We start from the raw sequence: 18,993 nt of genomic DNA on the forward strand, positions 1-18,993 counted from the left end.
GGGCGAAGCCTATCCGGCCCCGCACGAGTGGTCCCCCTCCCCGGTCTAAGCCGGGGAGCCGAGCAGCCGACCTCAGCGGTCGCGCTTCTCCTTGATCTTGGCAGCCTTGCCGCGCAGGTCGCGCAGGTAGTACAGCTTGGCGCGGCGGACGGCACCGCGGGTCACGACCTCGATCTTCTCCACGATCGGGGTGTGCACCGGGAAGGTGCGCTCGACGCCCACGCCGAAGGAGACCTTGCGGACGGTGAAGGTCTCGCGGACGCCCGCGCCCTGGCGGCGGATCACGACGCCCTGGAAGAGCTGGACACGGGAGCGGTTGCCCTCGATGACCCGGACGTGCACCTTCAGGGTGTCACCGGGGCGGAAGGCGGGGATGTCGTCACGCAGCGACGCGGAGTCGATGACATCGAGCAGGTTGCTCATCGGAGCTCTCCTCATGGGCGCCACGGGCCACCCATGGAATTCGTAAGGATCGGAAGGTCGCTGTGCGCCGGGTACGCCCCGGCCTCCGCCGTTCCCCCCGTGGCAGGGGCGGCGGCATGCAGCAGCGGCCTATTCTTCCACACCTGGGGCGTCCGACCGAAATCGGCCGCCCGCTTCGTCCCAGGCCAGACCGAGTGCGTCCAGCGCCTTGCGGTCGTGCTTGTCGAAGGCGTCGCGCTGCCAGCGGTCCACCAGGTCGGGCCGCATCTCCAGAGTCCGGCGGAAGGCCTGCGCACGGCGCCAGCGGGCGATCAGGCCGTGGTTGCCGCTGAGCAGCACCTCGGGCACGGCGCGGCCGCGCCACTCGGCGGGCTTGGTGTAGACGGGGCCCTCCAGCAGATCGGCCATGGCGCCCGTGGCGAAGGAGTCGTCGCGGTGCGACTCGGCGTTGCCGAGCACGCCGGGCAGCAGCCGGGCCACCGCCTCCACCATGACCAGCACCGCAACCTCTCCGCCGGCCAGCACATAGTCGCCGATGGACGCCTCCACCACCGGCATCCGGTCGGCGGCCTCCTCGATGACCCGGCGGTCGATGCCCTCGTAGCGCGCGGGGGCGAAGGCCAGCCACGGCTCGGCGGCCAGCTGCTCGGCCAGGGCCTGGGTGAAGGGCCGGCCGCTGGGGGTGGGCACCACCAGGGTGGGTACCGCCCCCTCGCCGATCTCCTTGGCACCCTGCTCCACCACGGTGTCCAGGGCGGCACCCCAGGGCTCCGGCTTCATCACCATGCCGGGACCGCCCCCGTACGGGGTGTCGTCCACCGTGCGGTGGACATCCGTGGTCCAGTCGCGCAGATGGTGGAGGTGGATGCCGAGCTGTCCGCGGGCGCGCGGGCCTTCCCCACCAGTGAGACGTTCAGCGGTTCGAGGTACTCGGGGAAGATGGTGACGACGTCGATACGCATGGGCTGCGGGTCACTCCTGCCCGTCGGCGGAGTCGCCGGAGTCGTCAGAGTCGCCCAAGTCGTCAGAGTCGCCGGAGTCGCCGGAGTCGCCGGAGTCGCCGGAGTCGTCGCCGCGGCTGCCCGCGATCTCGGCGCGGTCCGGGTCGAGCAGGCCCGGCGGCGGGTCGATGACGGCCCGCTGTGCGTCCAGGTCGATCTCCGGGACGATGCGCTCCACAAAGGGCACCAGCACCTCGCGTCCGTCCCTGGTGCGCAGCGACAGCAGGTCCTGGTACGGCAGATGGACCACCTCGGAGATCTCGCCGACCTCGGTGCCGTCGCGGAGCACCACATCCAGGCCGACCAACTGGTGGTCGTAGTACTCGTCCGGGTCCTCGGGAGCCTCGGCAGGGTCCACCTCGGCGATCAGCAGGGTGTTGCGCAGCGCCTCCGCGGCGTTGCGGTCCTGGACGCCCTCGAAGCGCAGCAGCAGCCGGCCGCTGTGCACCCGGCCGGACGCCACGGTGAGCGGCCCGGCGGTGGACGGGTCGGTGAGCAGTACCGCGCCGGGCCCGAGCCGGAGTTCGGGCTCGTCGGTGCGGACCTCTACGGTGACGTCACCTCGGATGCCGTGGGCACGGCCGATCCTGCCGACGACGAGCTGCACGGTGATCGCGCTCCTGTGTTCTTCCTGACGGGTTGCGGCTGGGGAATGCGGCAGGGCCGACCGGGACGAGGTGCGTCCCGGTCGGCCCTGGAGAAGCCGTACGGCTCAGCGGATGTTGTCGACGTCGACGAGGTCGACACGGACGTTCCGTCCGCCGAGTGCCGCCACCACGGTGCGCAGGGCACGTGCGGTGCGACCGCCTCGGCCGATGACCTTGCCGAGGTCCTCGGGGTGCACCCGCACCTCAAGGGTGTTGCCCCGACGCAGGTTGCGAACGCACCTGAACCTCGTCGGGGTTCTCGACGATGCCCTTCACAAGGTGCTCGAGGGCTTCCTCGAGCATGCTCAGGCCTCGGTGGAAGCGGTCTCGGACTCGGACTCGGCGGCCTCGTCCTTCTTGTCCGACTTCTTGGCCTTCGGGGTGATCGCGGCACCGGTGGTGCTGTCCTCGAAGCCCTGGACGGCCTTGGCGAAGAGGTGGCTGTAGTCCTCAACCTTGGGCTCGGCAACCTTCAGCGGAGCCGGAGCCGGCTCGCCCTTGAACTTCTGCCAGTCGCCGGTGAGCTTGAGGATGGCGAGCACGGGCTCGGTCGGCTGCGCGCCGACACCCAGCCAGTACTGGGCGCGCTCCGAGTCGACCTCGATCTTCGAGGGGTTGTAGGTCGGCTGGTAGATGCCGATCTCCTCGATGGCGCGGCCATCACGCTTGGTGCGCGAGTCGGCGACGACGATGCGGTAGTGCGGGGCGCGGATCTTGCCCAGACGCTTCAGCTTGATCTTGACTGCCACTGGAGTGGGGTCTCCTGGTCTTGACGTGGGTGAGCGGCCGGGCGCACCACGTGGGGTTGCGGGCGTCGGCTGCTCGACTGACACGCCAGCCGGAGGAGAGAGGGGTCCTGCTCGGCTGCCGAGTACTCAGCTGCCCATTGTGCCACAGCGCGGCCCATGTCCCCGCCCGCTCCCGCCTGGGCGGCACCGCTCGGGCGGCCCGGGGCAGGCAGGATCGCGGCGCCGCGAGTCACCCCCTCGCGGTGCCGTCCGAATGCCCCGGTTCGACCTGCCGGTCCGGTGGGCCACCGCCGGGCGGCGGTCACCGGTCGGGGTCTCGCCGGGTCAGGACTCCTGAGCCGGTTCCGCGATCCGGAACGGCTGCTGGCACGCGCCGCACACGATCGAGGCCTGAGCCAGTACCGAGGGCACCACCCGGACGTTGCGGCCGCAGCCGCAGACGGCCTTGACGCGCACGCCGCCCCCGGAGGAGCCGTGCCGGGTGGCCGGGCCGCGGAAGGCACGCCCGCGGCCCTCGCCGCTGACTGCCTCGGAGTGCGCCCCTAGCGCCCTGTCCAGGCGCTCGATGGTGTCCGCGTACCGGGAACGGGTCTCCGGCAGCATGGTCACCAGCGAGAAGCCGCTGCTGGGGTGGGGCTCGACCGGGTGGGCCAGGCCCAGCTCGTCGGCGATGCCGAGGAAGCGGCGGTTGTGGTAGCGCCCGGCCCGCGACGTGTCGCGGATGCCACGGGCAGCGGCCAGGCCGTGCGCCGCCTCGTGCAGCAGTCGCTCGAAGCTGAGCTCGGTGCCGCAAGCGGATGATGATTCGCCGATCAGCGACTCGGGAGCCGCAAGATCGGGCAGGTCCGGGTGATGGCGCTGGATGTCACTCCAGGCGGCGGCCAGTTCGGCCGCGAGGACGAGAGGCTGTGTCGTGCTCACGCTATGCCAACGAGGGAGAGCGGTCCGATGTTCCGTGTCTCGGGGCAGGAACGCGATCCGCCCCTACCGCCGAGTAGGCCTCGAGCTGCGCCGAGGCACCCGCCGTGCACCTGATGCAATGTCAAACTCCTGTCCTCAGCGCCTCATTGAGCGCGCACGGAGGGTGAACATACGATGCCGCGGCCGCCACGGGAAGGCCGCGGATCGCACACGATATCCGTCGGATCAGTACGCGCGTGCGACGATCGCGATGTTGCCCGGCTGATCGTCGGCCGCCGGCACCGAACCGTCGGCCGCGATCAGGCAGCGGACGCTGACGCCCTGCTCCGCCAACTTGGCCTCGCCCTCCGGCCCGAGGTCGGCCCAGGAGATCCGGCCCCAGCCGGTGCCGGCAGCCTCCACCGCCTCGTCGATGGACTTGACGTCCACGGTGCGGGCCTCGCGGCGCTCCCTGGACTGGCGCAGCAGCAGCGCCTGGTCCTCCTCCAGCACGGACGGCACCAGCTGCACCAGCGCGTCCATGGAGACCGGCTCCTTGCCGCCCGGGATACGGCGGGCCAGCATGGCCGTACCGCCCTCCAGGTCGCGCGGGCCGACCTCGATGCGCACCGGGACGCCCTTGAGCTCCCAGTCCACCGCACGACGCCCGAACGGGGTGTCCGTACGGTCGTCGACGACCACCCGCACCCCGGCGGCCTCCAGGGCCGCGCCGATCTCCCGCACCTTGGCGATCACCGCGTCGTCGCCCTTGATGGCCAGCACCACGGCCTGCACCGAAGCCAGCCGCGGCGGCACCCGCAGACCGCTGTCGTCACCGTGGGACATGATCAGGCCGCCGACCATCCGGGTGGAGGAGCCCCAGGAGGTCTGCCAGACGTGCTCCTGCTTGCCCTCACCGGACAGGTACTGGGTGTGGAACGCCTTGGCGAAGTTCTGGCCCAGCTCATGGCTGGTGCCCATCTGCAGCGCCTTGCCGTCACCCATCATGCCCTCGAGGGTGAGGGTGTTGACGGCCCCGGCGAAGCGCTCCCGGACGGTCTTGCGGCCCAGCACCACGTCGATGCCGAGGACGTTCACCATGAAGTCGCCGTAGACGTCCGTGTGGATCATCGAGGCGTAGGCACGTGCGTCCTCGTAGGTGGCGTGGGCGGTGTGGCCCTCCTGCCAGAGGAACTCGGTGGTGCGCAGGAAGACGCGGGGCCGCAGCTCCCAGCGGACCACATTGGCCCACTGGTTGATCAGCAGGGGCAGGTCGCGGTAGCTCTGCACCCACTTGGAGAAGTACTCGTTGATGATCGTCTCGGAGGTGGGCCGGACGACCACCGGCTCCTCCAGCTCCTTGCCGCCGCCGTGGGTGACCACCGCCAGCTCGGGCGCGAAGCCCTCGACGTGCTCGGCCTCACGGGTCAGGTAGGACTGCGGGATGAACATCGGGAAGTATGCGTTCTGCGCTCCCGCGCGCTTGATCCGCGCGTCCATTTCCTGCTGCATCCGCTCCCACAGGCCGTAGCCGTAGGGTCGGATGACCATGGTGCCGCGCACCGGGCCGTTGTCGGCCAGTTCGGCCTTGTTGATCAGGTCCTGGTACCAGCGCGGGAAGTCGTCCGCCTGGGGAGTGAGCACGGGAGCCTTTGCCATGGGGCGAATGGTACGGGGCCGGTGCGCCCGACTGTGAATCGATGCCCCCTGGAGCCCGGCACGCGTACGGCGCAGGGGCGCACGACCATCCGGACCGCGCGCCTCCCCCACTCCTCTGGACGCCGGGCCGCAGCGGGGGTTGTCTGTATGCGGGGGGTTCGGAGAGTACGTGGGTGTACCCGGAGGGTTGCCCTCAGTGCCTCGGCGCGGCATCGCAGCCGACGGACCGGATGGGAGGCCGCATGATGGCATCTGCTCAGGTGAGGGGCACAGCCACGGAGCTCACTCGGGCGCAGCGGCGCGCGCGCGACTGGGCCGAGATCCAGGAGCGCATGCTGGTGCCGCTCTACGAGGCGGTCTACCAGCGGCTGGAGGTCGGCCCGGCCACCTCCGTCCTCGGTCTGGGCTGCCGCTCGGGACTGGCCCTGCTGCTGGCCGCCGCCCGCGGCGCGGAAGTGGCGGGCATGGAGCCGGCGGGCGAGCTGCGCTCGCTGGCGCACGACCGGCGGCTGCGGGTGCTCGCCGATGTGCACCGCGACGCCTCCCCCGGTGCGCCGCCACCCACCACGCACTCGCTGGTCACCGCCTTCGAGAACCTCTACTGCGCGGCCGACGCGCAGGAGCTGGTGCGCAACGCCGCCCGGCTCACGCTGCGCGGCGGGCATGTGGTGCTGGCGACCTGGGGGCCGCCCGAGCGCTGCCAGAGCGCGGGCGTGCTGGACGTCGCCCGCCGGCTGGCTCCGCCGGAGCCTGCGAAGCCGGCGGCAGGGGCCCGCTATGACCCGTTCGGGCTAAGCGCCCCGGGAAAGTTGGAGTCGCTGGTGGAGGGTGCCGGGCTGCGGCCGGACGGCAGCGGGCGGGTGTCCTGCCCGTTCGCCTATCCGGACCTGGACAGCTCGGTACGGGGCCTGCTGTCGACCGGGGTTTATGACCCTGCGGCGGAGTTCTCCGGCGAGGCGCTGGTGGTCAAGGAACTCACCGAGGCGCTCCACCCGTATCTGCGCGAGGGCGGCGGTGTGCGCATGGCCAATGTCTTCCGTTATGTGGTCGCCCAGGCCCTCTGACCGCTGTGCGCCGCGGACGTCCCGGGGCGCGGCCCACCCGGGCCGCGCCCCGGGCGCACGGATGCTGCCGCGGCACGGGGACCGGCGCGGGGGACCGTGCGCCCGGCCCGGTGCGAGTGGGACCGTCCGCAGGGCCCGGTGCGAGTGGGACCGTCCGCAGGGCCCCCGCGCGCCCCGACGGCGCGGGGGCGCCGCTCAGCTGGGGTCGCCGCCGGGGAGCCCGGGCCACTCCTCGGCGGTGAGGGCGTAGCGCTCGTGGTCGCGCCAGGCGTCGTTGATGTACAGCATCCGCGGGGAGTAGCCCTCCATCCGGAAGCCGAGGCGCTTGGCCATGGCGGACGACCGCTGGTTGTCCGGCTGGACGTTGATCTCCAGCCGGTGCAGTCCCAGACCACCGTCGCGCTGGGCCGTGAAGCAGCGGTCCACCACCAGGCGCAGGCCCTCGGTCATCCGCCCGGTACCGGCGTAGGGCAGATAGGAGTCATAGCCGAGGGAGGCGTTGCAGAAGCGGCCCAGCGCGATGTTGGCCACGTTGCACTTGCCCACCAGGCCGCCGTCGCCGTTGTCGACGATCAGATAGGTGCGCAGCCCCGGGCCCTGCTTCTGGAGCAGGCCGGGGAGGTCGGCCTCCACCGGGTTCCAGGGCCCGATGTGGTCGGCGGAGCGCAGCACCGCCTCGGTGTAGGCATCGGTGTCGGACGGCTTGGGAGCTCGGATCGTTACTCGCACGGATCCATCATCGGACACGGCGGCGGCCCGCCACCCCCGCTTCGGGGGATGGCGGGCCGCCGCGGCGCCGCTCACTCGGGGGGCAGCAGGTCCTTGAACTCCTTGGGCAGCTCGAAGTCGGCCGCGCCCTGGCCCGCACCGAGGCCGAAGGCGCCACCCGGCTGGGCGGCACCCGGGCCCGCGGCCCGGCGCTCGGAGGCGGCCTTCTCGTCGGCGGCCCGCTTCAGCGGGTTGCCGGAGCGCTGCTTGCCCTTGCCCTTGCCCTGCTTCTTGGCCTGCCGCTTGGGTCCGCCGCCCATGCCCGGGATACCGGGCATCCCCGGCATGCCCTGGCCGCTGGCCATCCGGGACATCATCTTGCGCGCCTCGAAGAAGCGCTCCACCAGGTTGTTGACCTCGCTGACGGTGACGCCGGAGCCCTTGGCGATACGGGCCCGCCGCGAGCCGTTGATGATCTTCGGGTCCTCGCGCTCGACCGGCGTCATCGACTTGATGATGGCGCCGACCCGGTCGACGTCCCGGTCGTCGATGTTGTTGATCTGCTCGCGGATCTGGCCCATGCCCGGCAGCATCCCCAGCAGCTTGGAGATGGAGCCCATCTTGCGGACCTGCTCCAGCTGGCTGAGGAAGTCGTCGAGGGTGAACTCCTTGCCGCCGCCGCGCAGCTTGGAGGCCATCTTCTCGGCCTCGGCCTGCGAGAAGGTCCGCTCCGCCTGCTCGATCAGGGTGAGCATGTCGCCCATGCCGAGGATGCGGGAGGCCATCCGGTCGGGGTGGAAGGCGTCGAAGTCGTCGACCTTCTCGCCGTTGGAGGCGAACATGATCTGACGGCCGGTCACATGGGCCACCGACAGCGCCGCACCACCGCGGGCGTCGCCGTCCAGCTTGGACAGCACCACACCGGTGAAGTCGACGCCTTCGAGGAAGGCCTGCGCCGTGGTGACCGCGTCCTGGCCGATCATGGCGTCGACGACGAAGAGGACCTCGTCCGGCTGCACGGCGGTGCGGATGTCCGCGGCCTGCTGCATCAGGTCGGCGTCGATGCCCAGGCGGCCGGCGGTGTCGACGATGACAACGTCGTACTGCTTGTTCCTGGCGAAGTCGATGGAGTCGCGGGCCACCTGCACCGGGTCGCCCACGCCGTTGCCGGGCTCGGGGGCGAAGACATGCACGCCCGCCCGCTCGCCGACCACCTTGAGCTGGTTCACGGCGTTGGGCCGCTGGAGGTCGCAGGCCACCAGCAGCGGGGTGTGCTTCTGCTGCTTGAGCCAGTGGCCGAGCTTGCCCGCCAGGGTGGTCTTACCGGCGCCCTGCAGACCGGCCAGCATGATCACCGTCGGGGGCTGCTTGGCGAAGCGCACCCGGCGGGTCTCGCCGCCGAGGATGGCGATGAGCTCCTCGTTGACGATCTTGATGATCTGCTGGGCGGGGTTGAGCGCCTGGGAGACCTCGATGCCCAGCGCACGGTCCTTGACCTGCTTGATGAAGGCCCGGACCACCGGGAGCGCCACATCGGCTTCGAGCAGGGCGATACGGATCTCACGGGCCGTGGCGTCGATGTCCGCCTCGGTCAGGCGGCCCTTGCCACGGAGGTTCTTGAATGTCGCTGCGAGGCGGTCGGAAAGGGTGTCGAACACGTCGGTCGCGGATCCCTCGTGGCATCGGTACGGGTACGGTCGTCGCCCCCAGGGTATCCGGCCGCCGCCCCGCGCGGACCCACCCTGCTCCCGGCCCGTACAGGGGACCCGCTGTCGGCACTTGGTTCGGACACCCCTAGGATCCGTCCATCCGCCCGCGCCATGGGGCGGAAGCGCCGCCACCACTTGCCGATTCGACACAAGGACGGGGCATGGCACCGCGTATATCGCACGCGCACAGACCTTTGGGGTTCAAGGGGAGGGTCTGGCTGGGACTGGGTTCGGTGCTGCTGGGGGGTGCGGGTGTCTCCGCCGTGGCGTTCGCGGACACGCAGGCGCCGCACGCCGCCCCGCCGAAGGCGGCCTCCCACCGCCCCGTCACCCCCCGGCTCTTCCACAACTCGCTCGGGGCACTTCCGCTCTCCCAGAGCACCCGCCCCACCCGGACCCTCACCCAGCGTTCCACCGAGCCGTTCAACCTGCTCGGCGTGAGCTGGGACGACCCGGCCGCCAAGGTCTCCGGCACCATCCAGGTGCGCACCCGCTCCATCGACAGCGGAACCTGGACCGACTGGACGGAGCTTGCCGCAGCCGACGGCGCCGCCGACCCCAAGAGCACCGACGCGATCGGCACCCGCGGTGCCACCGAGCCGCTGTGGACGGGCCCGTCCAACGGTGTCGAGCTGCGTATCACCCCGGGCAGCGGCTCCACCAAGCTGCCCGCCGGCCTGCGGCTGGACTACATCGCCTCAGGAAACCTGGGCAGCTCCACCGCCGCCACGGCGCCCGCGGCCCAGGCCCGGGCCGCGACCCTGCCGGACGCCGAGCTCGCCGCCGCGAGCAGCTCGCCCAGTGCGTCCCCCAGCCCGTCGGTCTGCACCTCGGCCGGCACCACGGCGACCATGCCCGCCACCCCGACCTCGACGGTCCGCAAGCCCGTCATCGTCAGCCGGGAGCAGTGGGGCGCCGACGAGTCGATCCGCGACCAGACCCTGCCGTGCTACAACACGGCCGGCGTCCAGGCCGTGTTCGTCCACCACACGGCCGACGACCACAGCGACTATGTGTGCAGCACCGACCCGACGAACCCCAAGAGCTCTGCCGCCTGGGTCCAGGCCGAGTACACGTACCACGTCAAGAGCAACGGCTGGCGCGACCTCGGCTACAACTTCATGGTCGACAAGTGCGGCACGATCTTCGAAGGCCGCTGGGGCGGTCTGAACAACGGCGGCGGCGAGGCGCTGCCCGTGTTCGGCGCGCACACCTACGGGTTCAACGCCGGGACGATGGGTGTGGCCGTACTGGGCACCTACACCAGCGTCAACGCCAGCAACGCCGTGCTCGGCGCGCTCGCGACCCTCACCGACTGGAAGCTCGGGATGTACGGGCACAAGCCCGGAGCCTCCGTCACCATGGTGGAGGCGGGTGACCCGGCGGCGGACAGCGGCACCAAGTTCCCGACCGGCACCTCGGTCTCCTTCAACAACATCTCCGGCCACCGCGACGGCTACAAGACCGAGTGCCCCGGCAACGATCTCTACGCCCAGCTCCCCTCCGTCCGCCAGTTCGCCGCCGGTCCGGCCCCCGCGCCCGTGATCACCGGGGCAGGGGCGCAGTCCAGCGGTGTCTGGTACACCTCGGGCAAGCCCACCGTCACCTGGACGGAGAGCTGGTACTCCAGCCTGATCGACCACTTCGAGGTGCTGGTGGACGGCCAGGTCACCGCGACCGTCGCCAACACCGCCCGCTCCGCGGCGCTCACCCTGGCAGCCGGCAAGCACACCGTGGCCGTCCGGGCCGTGCACATCGCCAAGACCACCAGCGTCTCGGCGAACGCCACGGTCGTCGCCGCGACCCCGGGCAAGGACACCGACTGGTCGCACGACGGCAAGGCCGACCTGCTGGTCCGCAGCTCCACCGGCGCCGGCTCCGTCTACTACGGCACCACGCTGAGCACCCACGGCTCGACCGGCTCCGGCTGGCAGGCCTACAACGTCGCGGTGCAGAGCGACCTCGACCAGGACGGCCTGTCCGACCTGGTGGTCCGCAGCACCTCCGGCACGCTCTACTGGCGGCACATCAGCGGTACGGCCTGGGTCAACAGCCAGCTCGCCACCGGCTGGGGCAGCGTCAGGCAGATCGCGGTGCCGGGTGACCTCACCGGCGACAAGAAGGCCGATCTGCTGATCGTGGACAGCGCCGGCACGGTCTGGGTCTACCCGGGCAAGGGCAACGGCACCTTCAGCGCCCGGATCCAGGTCGGTTCCGGCCTCCAGTCCTACGCCCAGGTCGTCGGGCACGGTGACTTCACCGGCGACGGCAAGGTCGACCTGATGGCACGTACCACGGCCGGCGGGCTCTACCTGTGGCCGGGCACCGGCACCGGGAAGTTCGGCGCCCGCAAGACCGTGGCCACCGGCTTCGCCTCCGCCAACGGGATGGCCACGGTCGGCGACGTCACCGGCGACGGCAAGGCCGACCTGCTGATCCGGATGAAGACCGGCCAGCTCTACATCTACCCGGGCAAGGGCAACGGCACCTTCGGGTCCAAGACCGTCGCCGCCGGCAACTGGAGCTCGCTCACCATCCTGGGCTGACGCCCACCGCACCGACCGGACGCGCCCGCCGCGGGGACTCCCCCGCGGCGGGCGCTCCGTCGTTCACGGGCCCTCAGTTCAGTGCCTGCTGCACCGCCTTGGCGACCGCTGCGGCGCGGTCGGGCGCCAGCGGGCGGCCGTCGGTGTCGGTGACATAGAAGGCGTCCACCGCATCGGCGCCGAGGGTACTGATGTGGGCGGTGCGGACCCTGATGCCGGTGTCCTCCAGGGCGCGGCCGATGCGGTGCAGCAGCCCCGGGGCGTCATGGGCGCGAACCTCCAGGACGGTCGCCGAGACCGAGGAGTCGCCGGGCGCCACGGTGACCCGGGGCGGCGGGGCCGCGATGCCGCGCCGCCGGGGGGCGGCCGCGTCCCGCTCGGCGAGCCTGTGGGCGACGTCCAGGCCGCCGTCCAGGGCGCGGCGGATGTCGGCCCGCAGCCGTGCCGCCTCGGGGAGGTCGCCGTACTCCGCGGCCACCGTCCAGGAGAGCAGCAGCACCGGTCCGGCGCCGACCGGGTCGGCCTCCCGGATGGCTGCCGCGCGGACCGTGAGGCGGTGCAGTGCGAGCACCCCGGCGACGGTGGCCAGCAGAGCGGGCCGGTCGGGGACGGCCAGGGTCAGCTCCACCCCCATGGGCTCGGCGGCCGGCTCCTCCGGATCCTCCTCCCCGCGCTGCAGCTGGGCCCGGACGGAGAGCACCGGGCCGCCGGTGCGGGCGGCCTCCACGGCCAGCCGCTCCTCCTCCGCGCCGAGCTCCACGACGGGCGGCTCGGGGGCGGGCCCGCCGACGAGCAGCGCCTCGGCCCGGGCGACCAGGTCACCCACCAGCGAGGCCCGCCAGGCGGACCAGGCGGCGGGGCCGGTGGCCAGCGCATCGGCCTCGGTGAGGGCGTGCAGCAGCTCCAGGTTGCGGGTGGTGCCGACCACCTTGGTGACGGCCTCGACGGTCGCCGGGTCCTCCGGGTCGCGCCGGGTCGCGGTGTCGATCAGCAGCAGATGGTGCCGGACCAGCAGCGCCAGCGTCTCGATGTCGTCCCGGCCGAAGCCCATCCGCAGGGCGACGTCGCGGGCGATGACCTCACCCGCCTCGGAGTGGTCACCCGGCCAGCCCTTGCCGATGTCGTGCAGCAGCGCTGCCACCAGCAGCAGGTCGGGGCGGGCCACCCGGCGGGTGAGCGCGGCGGCCCGGACGGCGGTCTGCACCAGATGCCGGTCGACGGTCCAGCGGTGCACGGCGTTGCGCTGGGGACGGCACCTCACCCGTTCCCAGTCCGGCAGCAGCCGGGTGATCAGCCCCTCGGCCTCCAGTGCCTCCCAGACCGGCAGACAGGCGCTGCCCGCGCCCAGCAGGGTGATCAGCTGCTCGCGGGCCTCGTCGGGCCAGGGCACCGGCAGCGGACGGGACTCGGCCGCGAGACGGCGGACGGTGGCATGGGCCACGGTGAGGCCGGCCTGGGCCGCCGCGGCGGCGGCGCGCAGCGGCAGCGCCGGGTCCTGGGCGGGGCGGGAGCCCTGGGCGAGGACGGCCTCGCCGTCCTGCTCCACCACGCCCTCGGCCAGCGGGCTGCGCTCCACCGCGCCGCGGGCGACGGCACCGGAGGTACGCCCGGTGCCGCTGAACGGGAAGGCCAGCCGCGGGGCCCGGCGGCCGCGCTGGGAGCGGGCCCGCAGCACCCTGCCGACCTCGCGCCAGGTGACGTCGGAGGCATAGGCGATGGTGCGGGCTGCCTGGTAGACCTGGCGCAGCAGGGTGTCGGCGTCCAGGACGCCGAGCTCCTCGGCGACCTGGTCCTGCTCCTGGAGGCTGAGCCGTTCGGTGGCGCGGCCGGTGACCAGATGGAGCGCGTCCCGGACGTCGGTGAGGCGCAGCGCGGCCTCGTCGAGGCCGTCGCGCGGTGCGTCGGCGAGCCAGGAGGCGGCTACCGCACCCAGGGAGACCAGGTCGCGCAGTCCGCCGCGGGCCTCCTTGAGGTCGGGCTCCAGCAGGAAGGACAGCTCGCCGTGGCGCTCGGCCCGCTCCTGGCCCATCGCCTGGAGTTCGGGCAGGCGCTCGGGCGCGGTGGCCCTCCAGTCGGCGAGGACGGCGGAGCGCAGGGCCGCGGTGAGCGAGGGGTCGCCGGCGATGTGGCGGGCGTCCAGCAGGCCGAGCTGGGCCTTGAGGTCCTCGGCGGCGACCTCGCGGGCGGTGCCGAGATCGCGTACCGAGTGGTCCAGGGCGGCACCGCTGTCCCACACCGGGTACCAGAGCTGTTCGGCGAGGGCGGTAACACCGCTGCCCCAGGTGGTGCCGTCGTGCAGCAGCAGCACGTCGAGGTCGCTGCGGGGGGAGAGTTCGCCGCGGCCGTAGCCGCCGACGGCGACCAGGGCGACGCCGACGGGCGCCGGCCGCTCGCCACCGGCAGAGGGGCTCCGTACGGCGGCTGCGGCACCGGCGAGCAGCCCGGCGAGCCAGCGGTCGGTGAGCCCGGCGAGGGCGATGCGGCGGCGGGCGCCGGTGAGGCCGTCCTCGGTGAGCAGCCGTTGCCGCGCGGAGGCGTAGTCGGTGGGCCCCGGCCTCACTGCCGGGGTGGGGGGCGTGCGCGGTGCTGTCTCCGGCGTGGTCACGGTGCTGTCCCCGTCCGTCGTGCCGCGGCCAGGCGGTCCGCGGCGGTCTCGACTGATACGCAGGTGGCGGACCCGCGGCCGGTGTGTGCCGGCTGCGGGTCCGCCTCCCCTGTCGGTGCGGGTGATCGGATCACCGGGTCCCGTGATTCACTGGGCGTGGCTCACTGGGTACGGTTCACAGGGCGTCGGGGCCCCGTTCGCCGGTGCGGACCCGGATGGTGGTCTCCACAGGCACGGTCCACACCTTGCCGTCCCCGATCTTGCCGGTGCGGGCCGCCTTGACTATCACGTCCAGCAGTCCGTCGGCGTCGTCGTCCTCGACCAGGACCTCGATACGGACCTTGGGCACCAGGTCGACGGTGTACTCCGCGCCCCGGTAGACCTCGGTGTGGCCGCGCTGTCTGCCGTAGCCGCTGGCCTCCGTGACGGTGAGTCCATGGACTCCGAAGGACTGCAGGGCCTCCTTGACGTCGTCGAGCCGGTGCGGCTTGATGACTGCGGTGATGAGCTTCATCAGGCGTCGACCTCGCTCTTGTGCGCGACGGGGGAGGGGGTGCCGGGGGCGGCGGGCGCCGCGGCACGGGCCACGGAGCTGCCGACCGAGGCGAAGTCATAGGCGGTCTCGGCGTGGAACGCCTGGTCGATTCCGCTGACCTCCTCGTCCTCGGTGGCGCGGAAGCCGATGGTGAGGTCGATGCCCTTGGCGAGGATCCAGGAGACGACCAGGGAGTAGGCGGCGACGGCGAAGGCACCGACCGCCTGCTTGCCCAGCTGGTCGAAGCCGGCACCGGCGGTGAGGCCGTCGGTGGTGTCGAAGACACCGATCAGCAGGGTGCCGATCATGCCGCCGACCGCATGCACACCGACCACGTCGAGGGAGTCGTCGTAGCCCAGCTTGTACTTGAGCCCGACGGCCCAGGCGCAAGCAGCGCCGGCGATGACGCCGATGCCGACGGCACCCCAGATGTTCACCGCGGCGCAGGCGGGGGTGATGGCGACCAGACCGGCGACGGCACCGGAGGCGGCGCCCAGCGAGGTGAAGGCGCCGTGCTTGATGCGCTCGTAGGCGAGCCAGCCGAGCATGGCGGCACCGGTGGCGACCTGGGTGTTGATGAAGGCGATGCCCGCGGTGCCGTTGGCGGCCAGGGCGGAGCCCGCGTTGAAGCCGAACCAGCCGAACCAGAGCAGCCCGGAGCCGAGCATCACCAGCGGCAGGCTGTGCGGGCGCATCGGGTCCTTCTTGAAGCCGACCCGCTTGCCGAGCACCAGCAGGGCGCCGAGGCCTGCCATACCGGCGTTGATGTGCACGGCGGTACCGCCGGCGAAGTCCTTCACACCGAGCTTGAAGATCCAGCCGCCCGACTGCCAGACCCAGTGCGCCACCGGGAAGTAGACGACGGTCACCCAGAGCGCGATGAAGAGCATCCAGGCGGAGAACTTGGCCCGGTCCGCGAGGGCGCCGCTGATCAGGGCCGGGGTGATGATGGCGAACATCAGCTGGAAGGACGCGAAGGCGAAGACCGGGATGGATCCGGTGAGCGTGGTCCCGGTGATGCCCTTCATCCCGAAGGCGTCCAGGTTGCCCAGCAGGCCGGAGCCGTTGTCGTCGCTGAACGCGATCGAGTAGCCGTAGGCGACCCAGAGCACGCTGACGATACCCAGGCTGACAAAGCTCATCATGAGCATGTTCAGGACACTCTTGACCCGGACCATACCTCCGTAGAAGAAGGCGAGGCCGGGCGTCATCAGCATGACCAGAGCTGCGCTTATGAGCACGAATGCGGTGTCGCCCGCGTCGAAGCCTTTCGGCATCGGCGTCTCCTTGTGTGTGAAGGCCGCTCCGCCCGCGGACGCGTCCCTCTGGGCGAGAGGGCCGTCCCGTGTGCCCGTGGGCGTCGGCGATGCCAAGGAGCGTGGCGGAGGCCGGTTTCCGTCGATGCGTCCGGTTGTTTCGCAAGAGTGACGGAGGCCACTCAGAAGTTACATGGTGATGAACTGCGGCCCTGCCAGGCCCGGTACTCGTCTACTCTTCCCACCCTGCACAGGCATGCGTACCGCCGGCCGCGGAAACCACCCGGATGCTTGGCGTGGGGGTGCCGAGCCGGGATAGACGGGGTGGCCTCCGCGGCCGGAGCCGGCGGTCCGCGGCCGGATCATGGCCGGAACCTGGTGGTGCGACGGCAGGGCTCAGACCGCGGCGGCGTACTCCGGAAGCACCGTGGTGATGCGGTCGGAGAGCTGCTGCACATCCGGCACCGAGGGGAACTGCCGCAGGGCCGCGTCGGTGGTCTTGCGGATCCGGGTGTTCAGCCGCTCGGAGCGGACCCGGCCCGCGATGTCGACCGCCTGGTGCGCCATCGCCGCCGCGGCCTCCGGCTCCCCCTGGATCAGGTGGACGCTGGACATGCCGATCAGGTTGAAGGCATAGGACCGGCGGTGGGTGGGGTCCTCCCGGAAGAGGTTCACCGCGCGCTCCATCACCGGGGCCGCCAGCGAGGCGTACATCGGGCTACGGGTGGCGTGGTAGGCGAGGTCCCGGTAGGAGTGGGCGTTCTCGGCGTTGAGCTCCGCCTCGGAGAAGAAGGAGATCCAGTCCGGCTCGGGCTCGCCGGCCCGGACGTCGCTGAAGGTGTCCTCGGCGAGCCTGACGGCCCGGTGGCACTTGTTGACCTCGCCCAGGTTGGCGTACGCGCGGGCCTCCATGGCGTACAGCATCGCGCCGGTGCGGGGCGTGGCACTGTCGCGGCTGCCGTACTGGGCCAGGTGGATGAGCTCCAGGGCGTCGTCGCTGCGGTTGAGGTGGATCATCTGCCGGCTCATGTCGGAGAGGATCAGCGCGCCGAAGGGGCGGTCGCCGGCCTCCTTGGCGGCGTGCAGCGCCAGCACGTAGTACTTCTGGGCGCTGGGATGCATGCCCACGTCGTACGACATCCAGCCGGCCAGGTGCGCCAGCTCCGCGGTGAGCCTGAAGAGGCGCTGGGTGGTCTCGACGGGGTAGGTCTCCTGGAGCAGGTCGGTGACCTCGTGCAGCTGGCCGACCACGGCCTTGCGGCGCAGGCCGCCGCCGTTCTGCGCATCCCACTGACGGAACATCATGGTGGTCTGCTCGAGCAGCCGCAGCTCCGGCTCGGAGAGCCGCCCGGTGTGCGGCTCCCCGCCGCCCGCGGCGGTGAGCACGGGTGTGGGGACGCCGTTGGGCCCGGGGGCGAGCCAGCGCTGCATCGGTTCGATCAGGGCGGAGCCTGCGGTGAGCGCCAGGGAGGTGCCCAGGAAGCCGCGGCGGTTGAGCATCAGATCGCTGCGTGAGTACTCACTGATCAGCTGGACGGTCTGGGAGCCGCTCCACGGCAGGTCCACCTCGCCCGCGCCGGTCACCGGGACCGCGGTGCGCAGGCCGAGGTCCTCCACCGTGACCACCGAGCCGAACCGCTCGGAGAACAGCTCGGAGAGGATCTTGGGAATGGGCTCGCGCGGCTGCTCACCGTCGAGCCAGCGCCGCACCCGTGAGGTGTCGGTGCTGACATGGTGCGCACCGGTCTGTCGGGCGCGGCGGTTGACCTGCCGCGCCAGCTCGCCCTTGGACCAGCCACTGCGTGCGAACCAGGACGTCAATCGCTCGTTCGGTTGCTTCTCACCCACCGGAACGCCCCCATCCCGGGATTACCCCGCTGCCGTGCCCGACGGTCGCGGGCCATGTCGTCTGCCGCGCACCCGGGCCGCAGCCCGGGAGCACCGGACCACTGCCGACGCTCCGCCAGGGGCAGCGGCCGATGGATGGTGCAGCCGTCGCTCTCCCGGCTGTCCCATGCCACTGGCATACCCGCGGACTGACGCAGCGCCGTGGTCCGTGGACTGAACGTAACGCCCGATGAGCCGTCCAGGGGAGTTTCGCCGGGCAATCGCCACCATTCGCCACCCCTACGAGTGAACACTTCCCTGCCGACCCGCGCTTGACTGGACCTCAGCGGCCCCGCAGGGCCGGCCGTGCAGCCACGAACCGTCCGCCCCCGACGATCCACCATCCACCCGCGCCACCGCAACGGCGCGGCGGAATCACGCCGGAACCGGCGGTGTGCGCAGGGCCACCGTGCGCCGCACGCCCGCGCCGCGCATCGCGCCGGGGCGGCGTCAGGACCGGGCCGCACAGCAGAGCTCTGCAACACAGTGTCACGGTGCCGTAACCATCGGCGACGGCTACCCGTTGGGGGAGGCATGGACATCCAGTTCGGCGATCTCAGGTTCGGCTCCCGGCGCCGCGCCCGCGCCACCGCTCTCCAGGCGGCGGTCGAGTACGCCGGCCGTTGGGGCTGGGCGGTCGTGGCGGGCAGGCCCGCCGGCCGGATCCGGGCCGGTGGCTGCGCCGCGGCCGAGCGCTGCGACTGCGGCGCACCGCACTGCGCCGCGGTCGGGCTGCACCCCGCACTGGGGGACGTCACCTCGGAGGCCGGCCCCTGGGCGGAGCGCCCCGAGGTCCGGGCCCTGTGGGAGGCGGCGCCGCAGGCGTCCGTGCTGCTCCCGGCCGGCCGCGCCTTCGATGTGCTGGACGTCCCGGTGCAGGCGGGGTGCCGGGCCCTGGTGCGGCTGGAGCGGATGGGCACCCGGCTGGGTCCGGTGCTCGCCTCCCCCGCCGGGCGGGCGCTCTTCTTCGTGGCGCCCGGTGCGGCACGGGAGCTGCCGGATCTGCTCTACCGCATGGGGTGGGACGACGCCGCCCTGGATCTGGTCTGCCACGGCGAGGGCTCCTATGTGGCCGCGCCGCCCACCGTGCTGGCCGGCCTCGGCCCGATGCACTGGCTGCGGCCCCCCACCGCTGAGGGCGCGGGCCGTCCGCCGGAGGCCCGGCTGCTGCTGGGAACCCTGGCGTACGCCTGCCACCGCAGCCGCGAGCCGGTCGGCGTGGACGCCGCCTGGCGCGCCTCCTGACCCCCTCCCCCTCGGCGGCGGGCCGGCTTCCCCCTCCCCGGGCCCGCCGCGACACAGGA

At 72.1% G+C, this 18,993-nt stretch carries 14 protein-coding genes and 2 pseudogenes; 3 read left to right on the plus strand and 13 right to left on the minus strand.

All coding sequences use genetic code 11. The annotated features are described in order from the left end of the window. Positions 1 to 72 precede the first annotated feature (72 nt). The 7 genes and pseudogenes from rplS to proS form a co-directional block, all read right to left on the minus strand. Positions 73 to 423, minus strand: a complete 351-nt coding sequence (gene rplS, locus AB0761_RS13400; RefSeq protein ID WP_055586935.1) for a 50S ribosomal protein L19 — start codon at positions 421 to 423, stop codon at positions 73 to 75. Between the two features lie 129 nt (positions 424 to 552). Further along, positions 553 to 1,385 (minus strand): annotated as a pseudogene (trmD, locus tag AB0761_RS13405) (tRNA (guanosine(37)-N1)-methyltransferase TrmD). 10 nt (positions 1,386 to 1,395) lie between these two features. After that, positions 1,396 to 2,031, minus strand: coding sequence for a ribosome maturation factor RimM (rimM, locus tag AB0761_RS13410; RefSeq protein ID WP_377269206.1), 636 nt, complete (start codon positions 2,029 to 2,031; stop codon positions 1,396 to 1,398). Between the two features lie 105 nt (positions 2,032 to 2,136). Further along, positions 2,137 to 2,374: pseudogene (locus AB0761_RS13415) on the minus strand (RNA-binding protein). 2 nt (positions 2,375 to 2,376) lie between these two features. Beyond that, positions 2,377 to 2,820, minus strand: a complete 444-nt coding sequence (gene rpsP, locus AB0761_RS13420) for a 30S ribosomal protein S16 (protein WP_377269207.1) — start codon at positions 2,818 to 2,820, stop codon at positions 2,377 to 2,379. A 324-nt stretch (positions 2,821 to 3,144) separates the two neighbouring features. Then, complete coding sequence (locus AB0761_RS13425; protein ID WP_377269208.1) at positions 3,145 to 3,741, minus strand: hypothetical protein; 597 nt, start codon at positions 3,739 to 3,741, stop codon at positions 3,145 to 3,147. Between the two features lie 225 nt (positions 3,742 to 3,966). After that, positions 3,967 to 5,379, minus strand: a complete 1,413-nt coding sequence (gene proS / locus AB0761_RS13430; protein WP_377269209.1) for a proline--tRNA ligase — start codon at positions 5,377 to 5,379, stop codon at positions 3,967 to 3,969. A gap of 260 nt (positions 5,380 to 5,639) precedes the next feature. Here proS and AB0761_RS13435 point away from each other — a divergent pair, with 260 nt between their 5' ends. Beyond that, complete coding sequence (locus AB0761_RS13435) at positions 5,640 to 6,443, plus strand: class I SAM-dependent methyltransferase (protein WP_377269210.1); 804 nt, start codon at positions 5,640 to 5,642, stop codon at positions 6,441 to 6,443. 195 nt (positions 6,444 to 6,638) lie between these two features. Here the strand turns inward: AB0761_RS13435 and AB0761_RS13440 are convergent, their stop codons facing one another. Continuing rightward, positions 6,639 to 7,172, minus strand: coding sequence for a GNAT family N-acetyltransferase (locus AB0761_RS13440; protein ID WP_377269212.1), 534 nt, complete (start codon positions 7,170 to 7,172; stop codon positions 6,639 to 6,641). Between the two features lie 71 nt (positions 7,173 to 7,243). Beyond that, positions 7,244 to 8,809 (minus strand): signal recognition particle protein, encoded by a 1,566-nt coding sequence (gene ffh / locus AB0761_RS13445; protein WP_377269214.1) that lies wholly within the window; start codon positions 8,807 to 8,809, stop codon positions 7,244 to 7,246. Positions 8,810 to 9,021: 212 nt separating this feature from the next. Here ffh and AB0761_RS13450 point away from each other — a divergent pair, with 212 nt between their 5' ends. Continuing rightward, on the plus strand, positions 9,022 to 11,406 hold the full coding sequence (locus AB0761_RS13450; RefSeq protein ID WP_377269215.1) for an FG-GAP-like repeat-containing protein: 2,385 nt from the start codon (positions 9,022 to 9,024) through the stop codon (positions 11,404 to 11,406). A 73-nt stretch (positions 11,407 to 11,479) separates the two neighbouring features. Here AB0761_RS13450 and AB0761_RS13455 read toward each other — a convergent pair whose 3' ends face one another. From AB0761_RS13455 to AB0761_RS13470, 4 genes are all read right to left on the minus strand, one after another. Then, positions 11,480 to 14,011: a [protein-PII] uridylyltransferase gene (locus AB0761_RS13455; RefSeq protein WP_377269216.1), complete on the minus strand. Its 2,532-nt coding sequence runs from the start codon at positions 14,009 to 14,011 to the stop codon at positions 11,480 to 11,482. A 175-nt stretch (positions 14,012 to 14,186) separates the two neighbouring features. After that, positions 14,187 to 14,525, minus strand: a complete 339-nt coding sequence (locus AB0761_RS13460; RefSeq protein WP_377269217.1) for a P-II family nitrogen regulator — start codon at positions 14,523 to 14,525, stop codon at positions 14,187 to 14,189. Beyond that, the gene (locus AB0761_RS13465) at positions 14,525 to 15,823 is read right to left on the minus strand and encodes an ammonium transporter (protein WP_377269218.1); all 1,299 of its coding nucleotides are present in this window, start codon (positions 15,821 to 15,823) and stop codon (positions 14,525 to 14,527) included. Before AB0761_RS13465 ends, AB0761_RS13460 begins: the two co-directional genes overlap by 1 nt. A 375-nt stretch (positions 15,824 to 16,198) precedes the next feature. Further along, positions 16,199 to 17,650 (minus strand): hypothetical protein, encoded by a 1,452-nt coding sequence (locus AB0761_RS13470; protein WP_377269219.1) that lies wholly within the window; start codon positions 17,648 to 17,650, stop codon positions 16,199 to 16,201. Positions 17,651 to 18,223: 573 nt separating this feature from the next. Here AB0761_RS13470 and AB0761_RS13475 point away from each other — a divergent pair. Next, complete coding sequence (locus AB0761_RS13475; protein WP_377269220.1) at positions 18,224 to 18,934, plus strand: bifunctional DNA primase/polymerase; 711 nt, start codon at positions 18,224 to 18,226, stop codon at positions 18,932 to 18,934. The last annotated feature ends 59 nt before the right edge of the window (positions 18,935 to 18,993 follow it).

The organism is Peterkaempfera podocarpi (genome assembly GCF_042466665.1).
Lineage (GTDB): Bacteria > Actinomycetota > Actinomycetes > Streptomycetales > Streptomycetaceae > Peterkaempfera > Peterkaempfera podocarpi.

What these genes read in the sequence shown, in the direction of transcription:
- AB0761_RS13460 (WP_377269217.1), bottom strand. Translation starts at nt 14,525, where the DNA reads ATGAAGCTCATCACCGCAGTCATCAAGCCGCACCGGCTCGACGACGTC.
- proS (WP_377269209.1), bottom strand. Translation starts at nt 5,379, where the DNA reads ATGGCAAAGGCTCCCGTGCTCACTCCCCAGGCGGACGACTTCCCGCGC.
- rplS (WP_055586935.1), bottom strand. Translation starts at nt 423, where the DNA reads ATGAGCAACCTGCTCGATGTCATCGACTCCGCGTCGCTGCGTGACGAC.
- AB0761_RS13475 (WP_377269220.1), top strand. Translation starts at nt 18,224, where the DNA reads ATGGACATCCAGTTCGGCGATCTCAGGTTCGGCTCCCGGCGCCGCGCC.
- AB0761_RS13465 (WP_377269218.1), bottom strand. Translation starts at nt 15,823, where the DNA reads ATGCCGAAAGGCTTCGACGCGGGCGACACCGCATTCGTGCTCATAAGC.
- AB0761_RS13450 (WP_377269215.1), top strand. Translation starts at nt 9,022, where the DNA reads ATGGCACCGCGTATATCGCACGCGCACAGACCTTTGGGGTTCAAGGGG.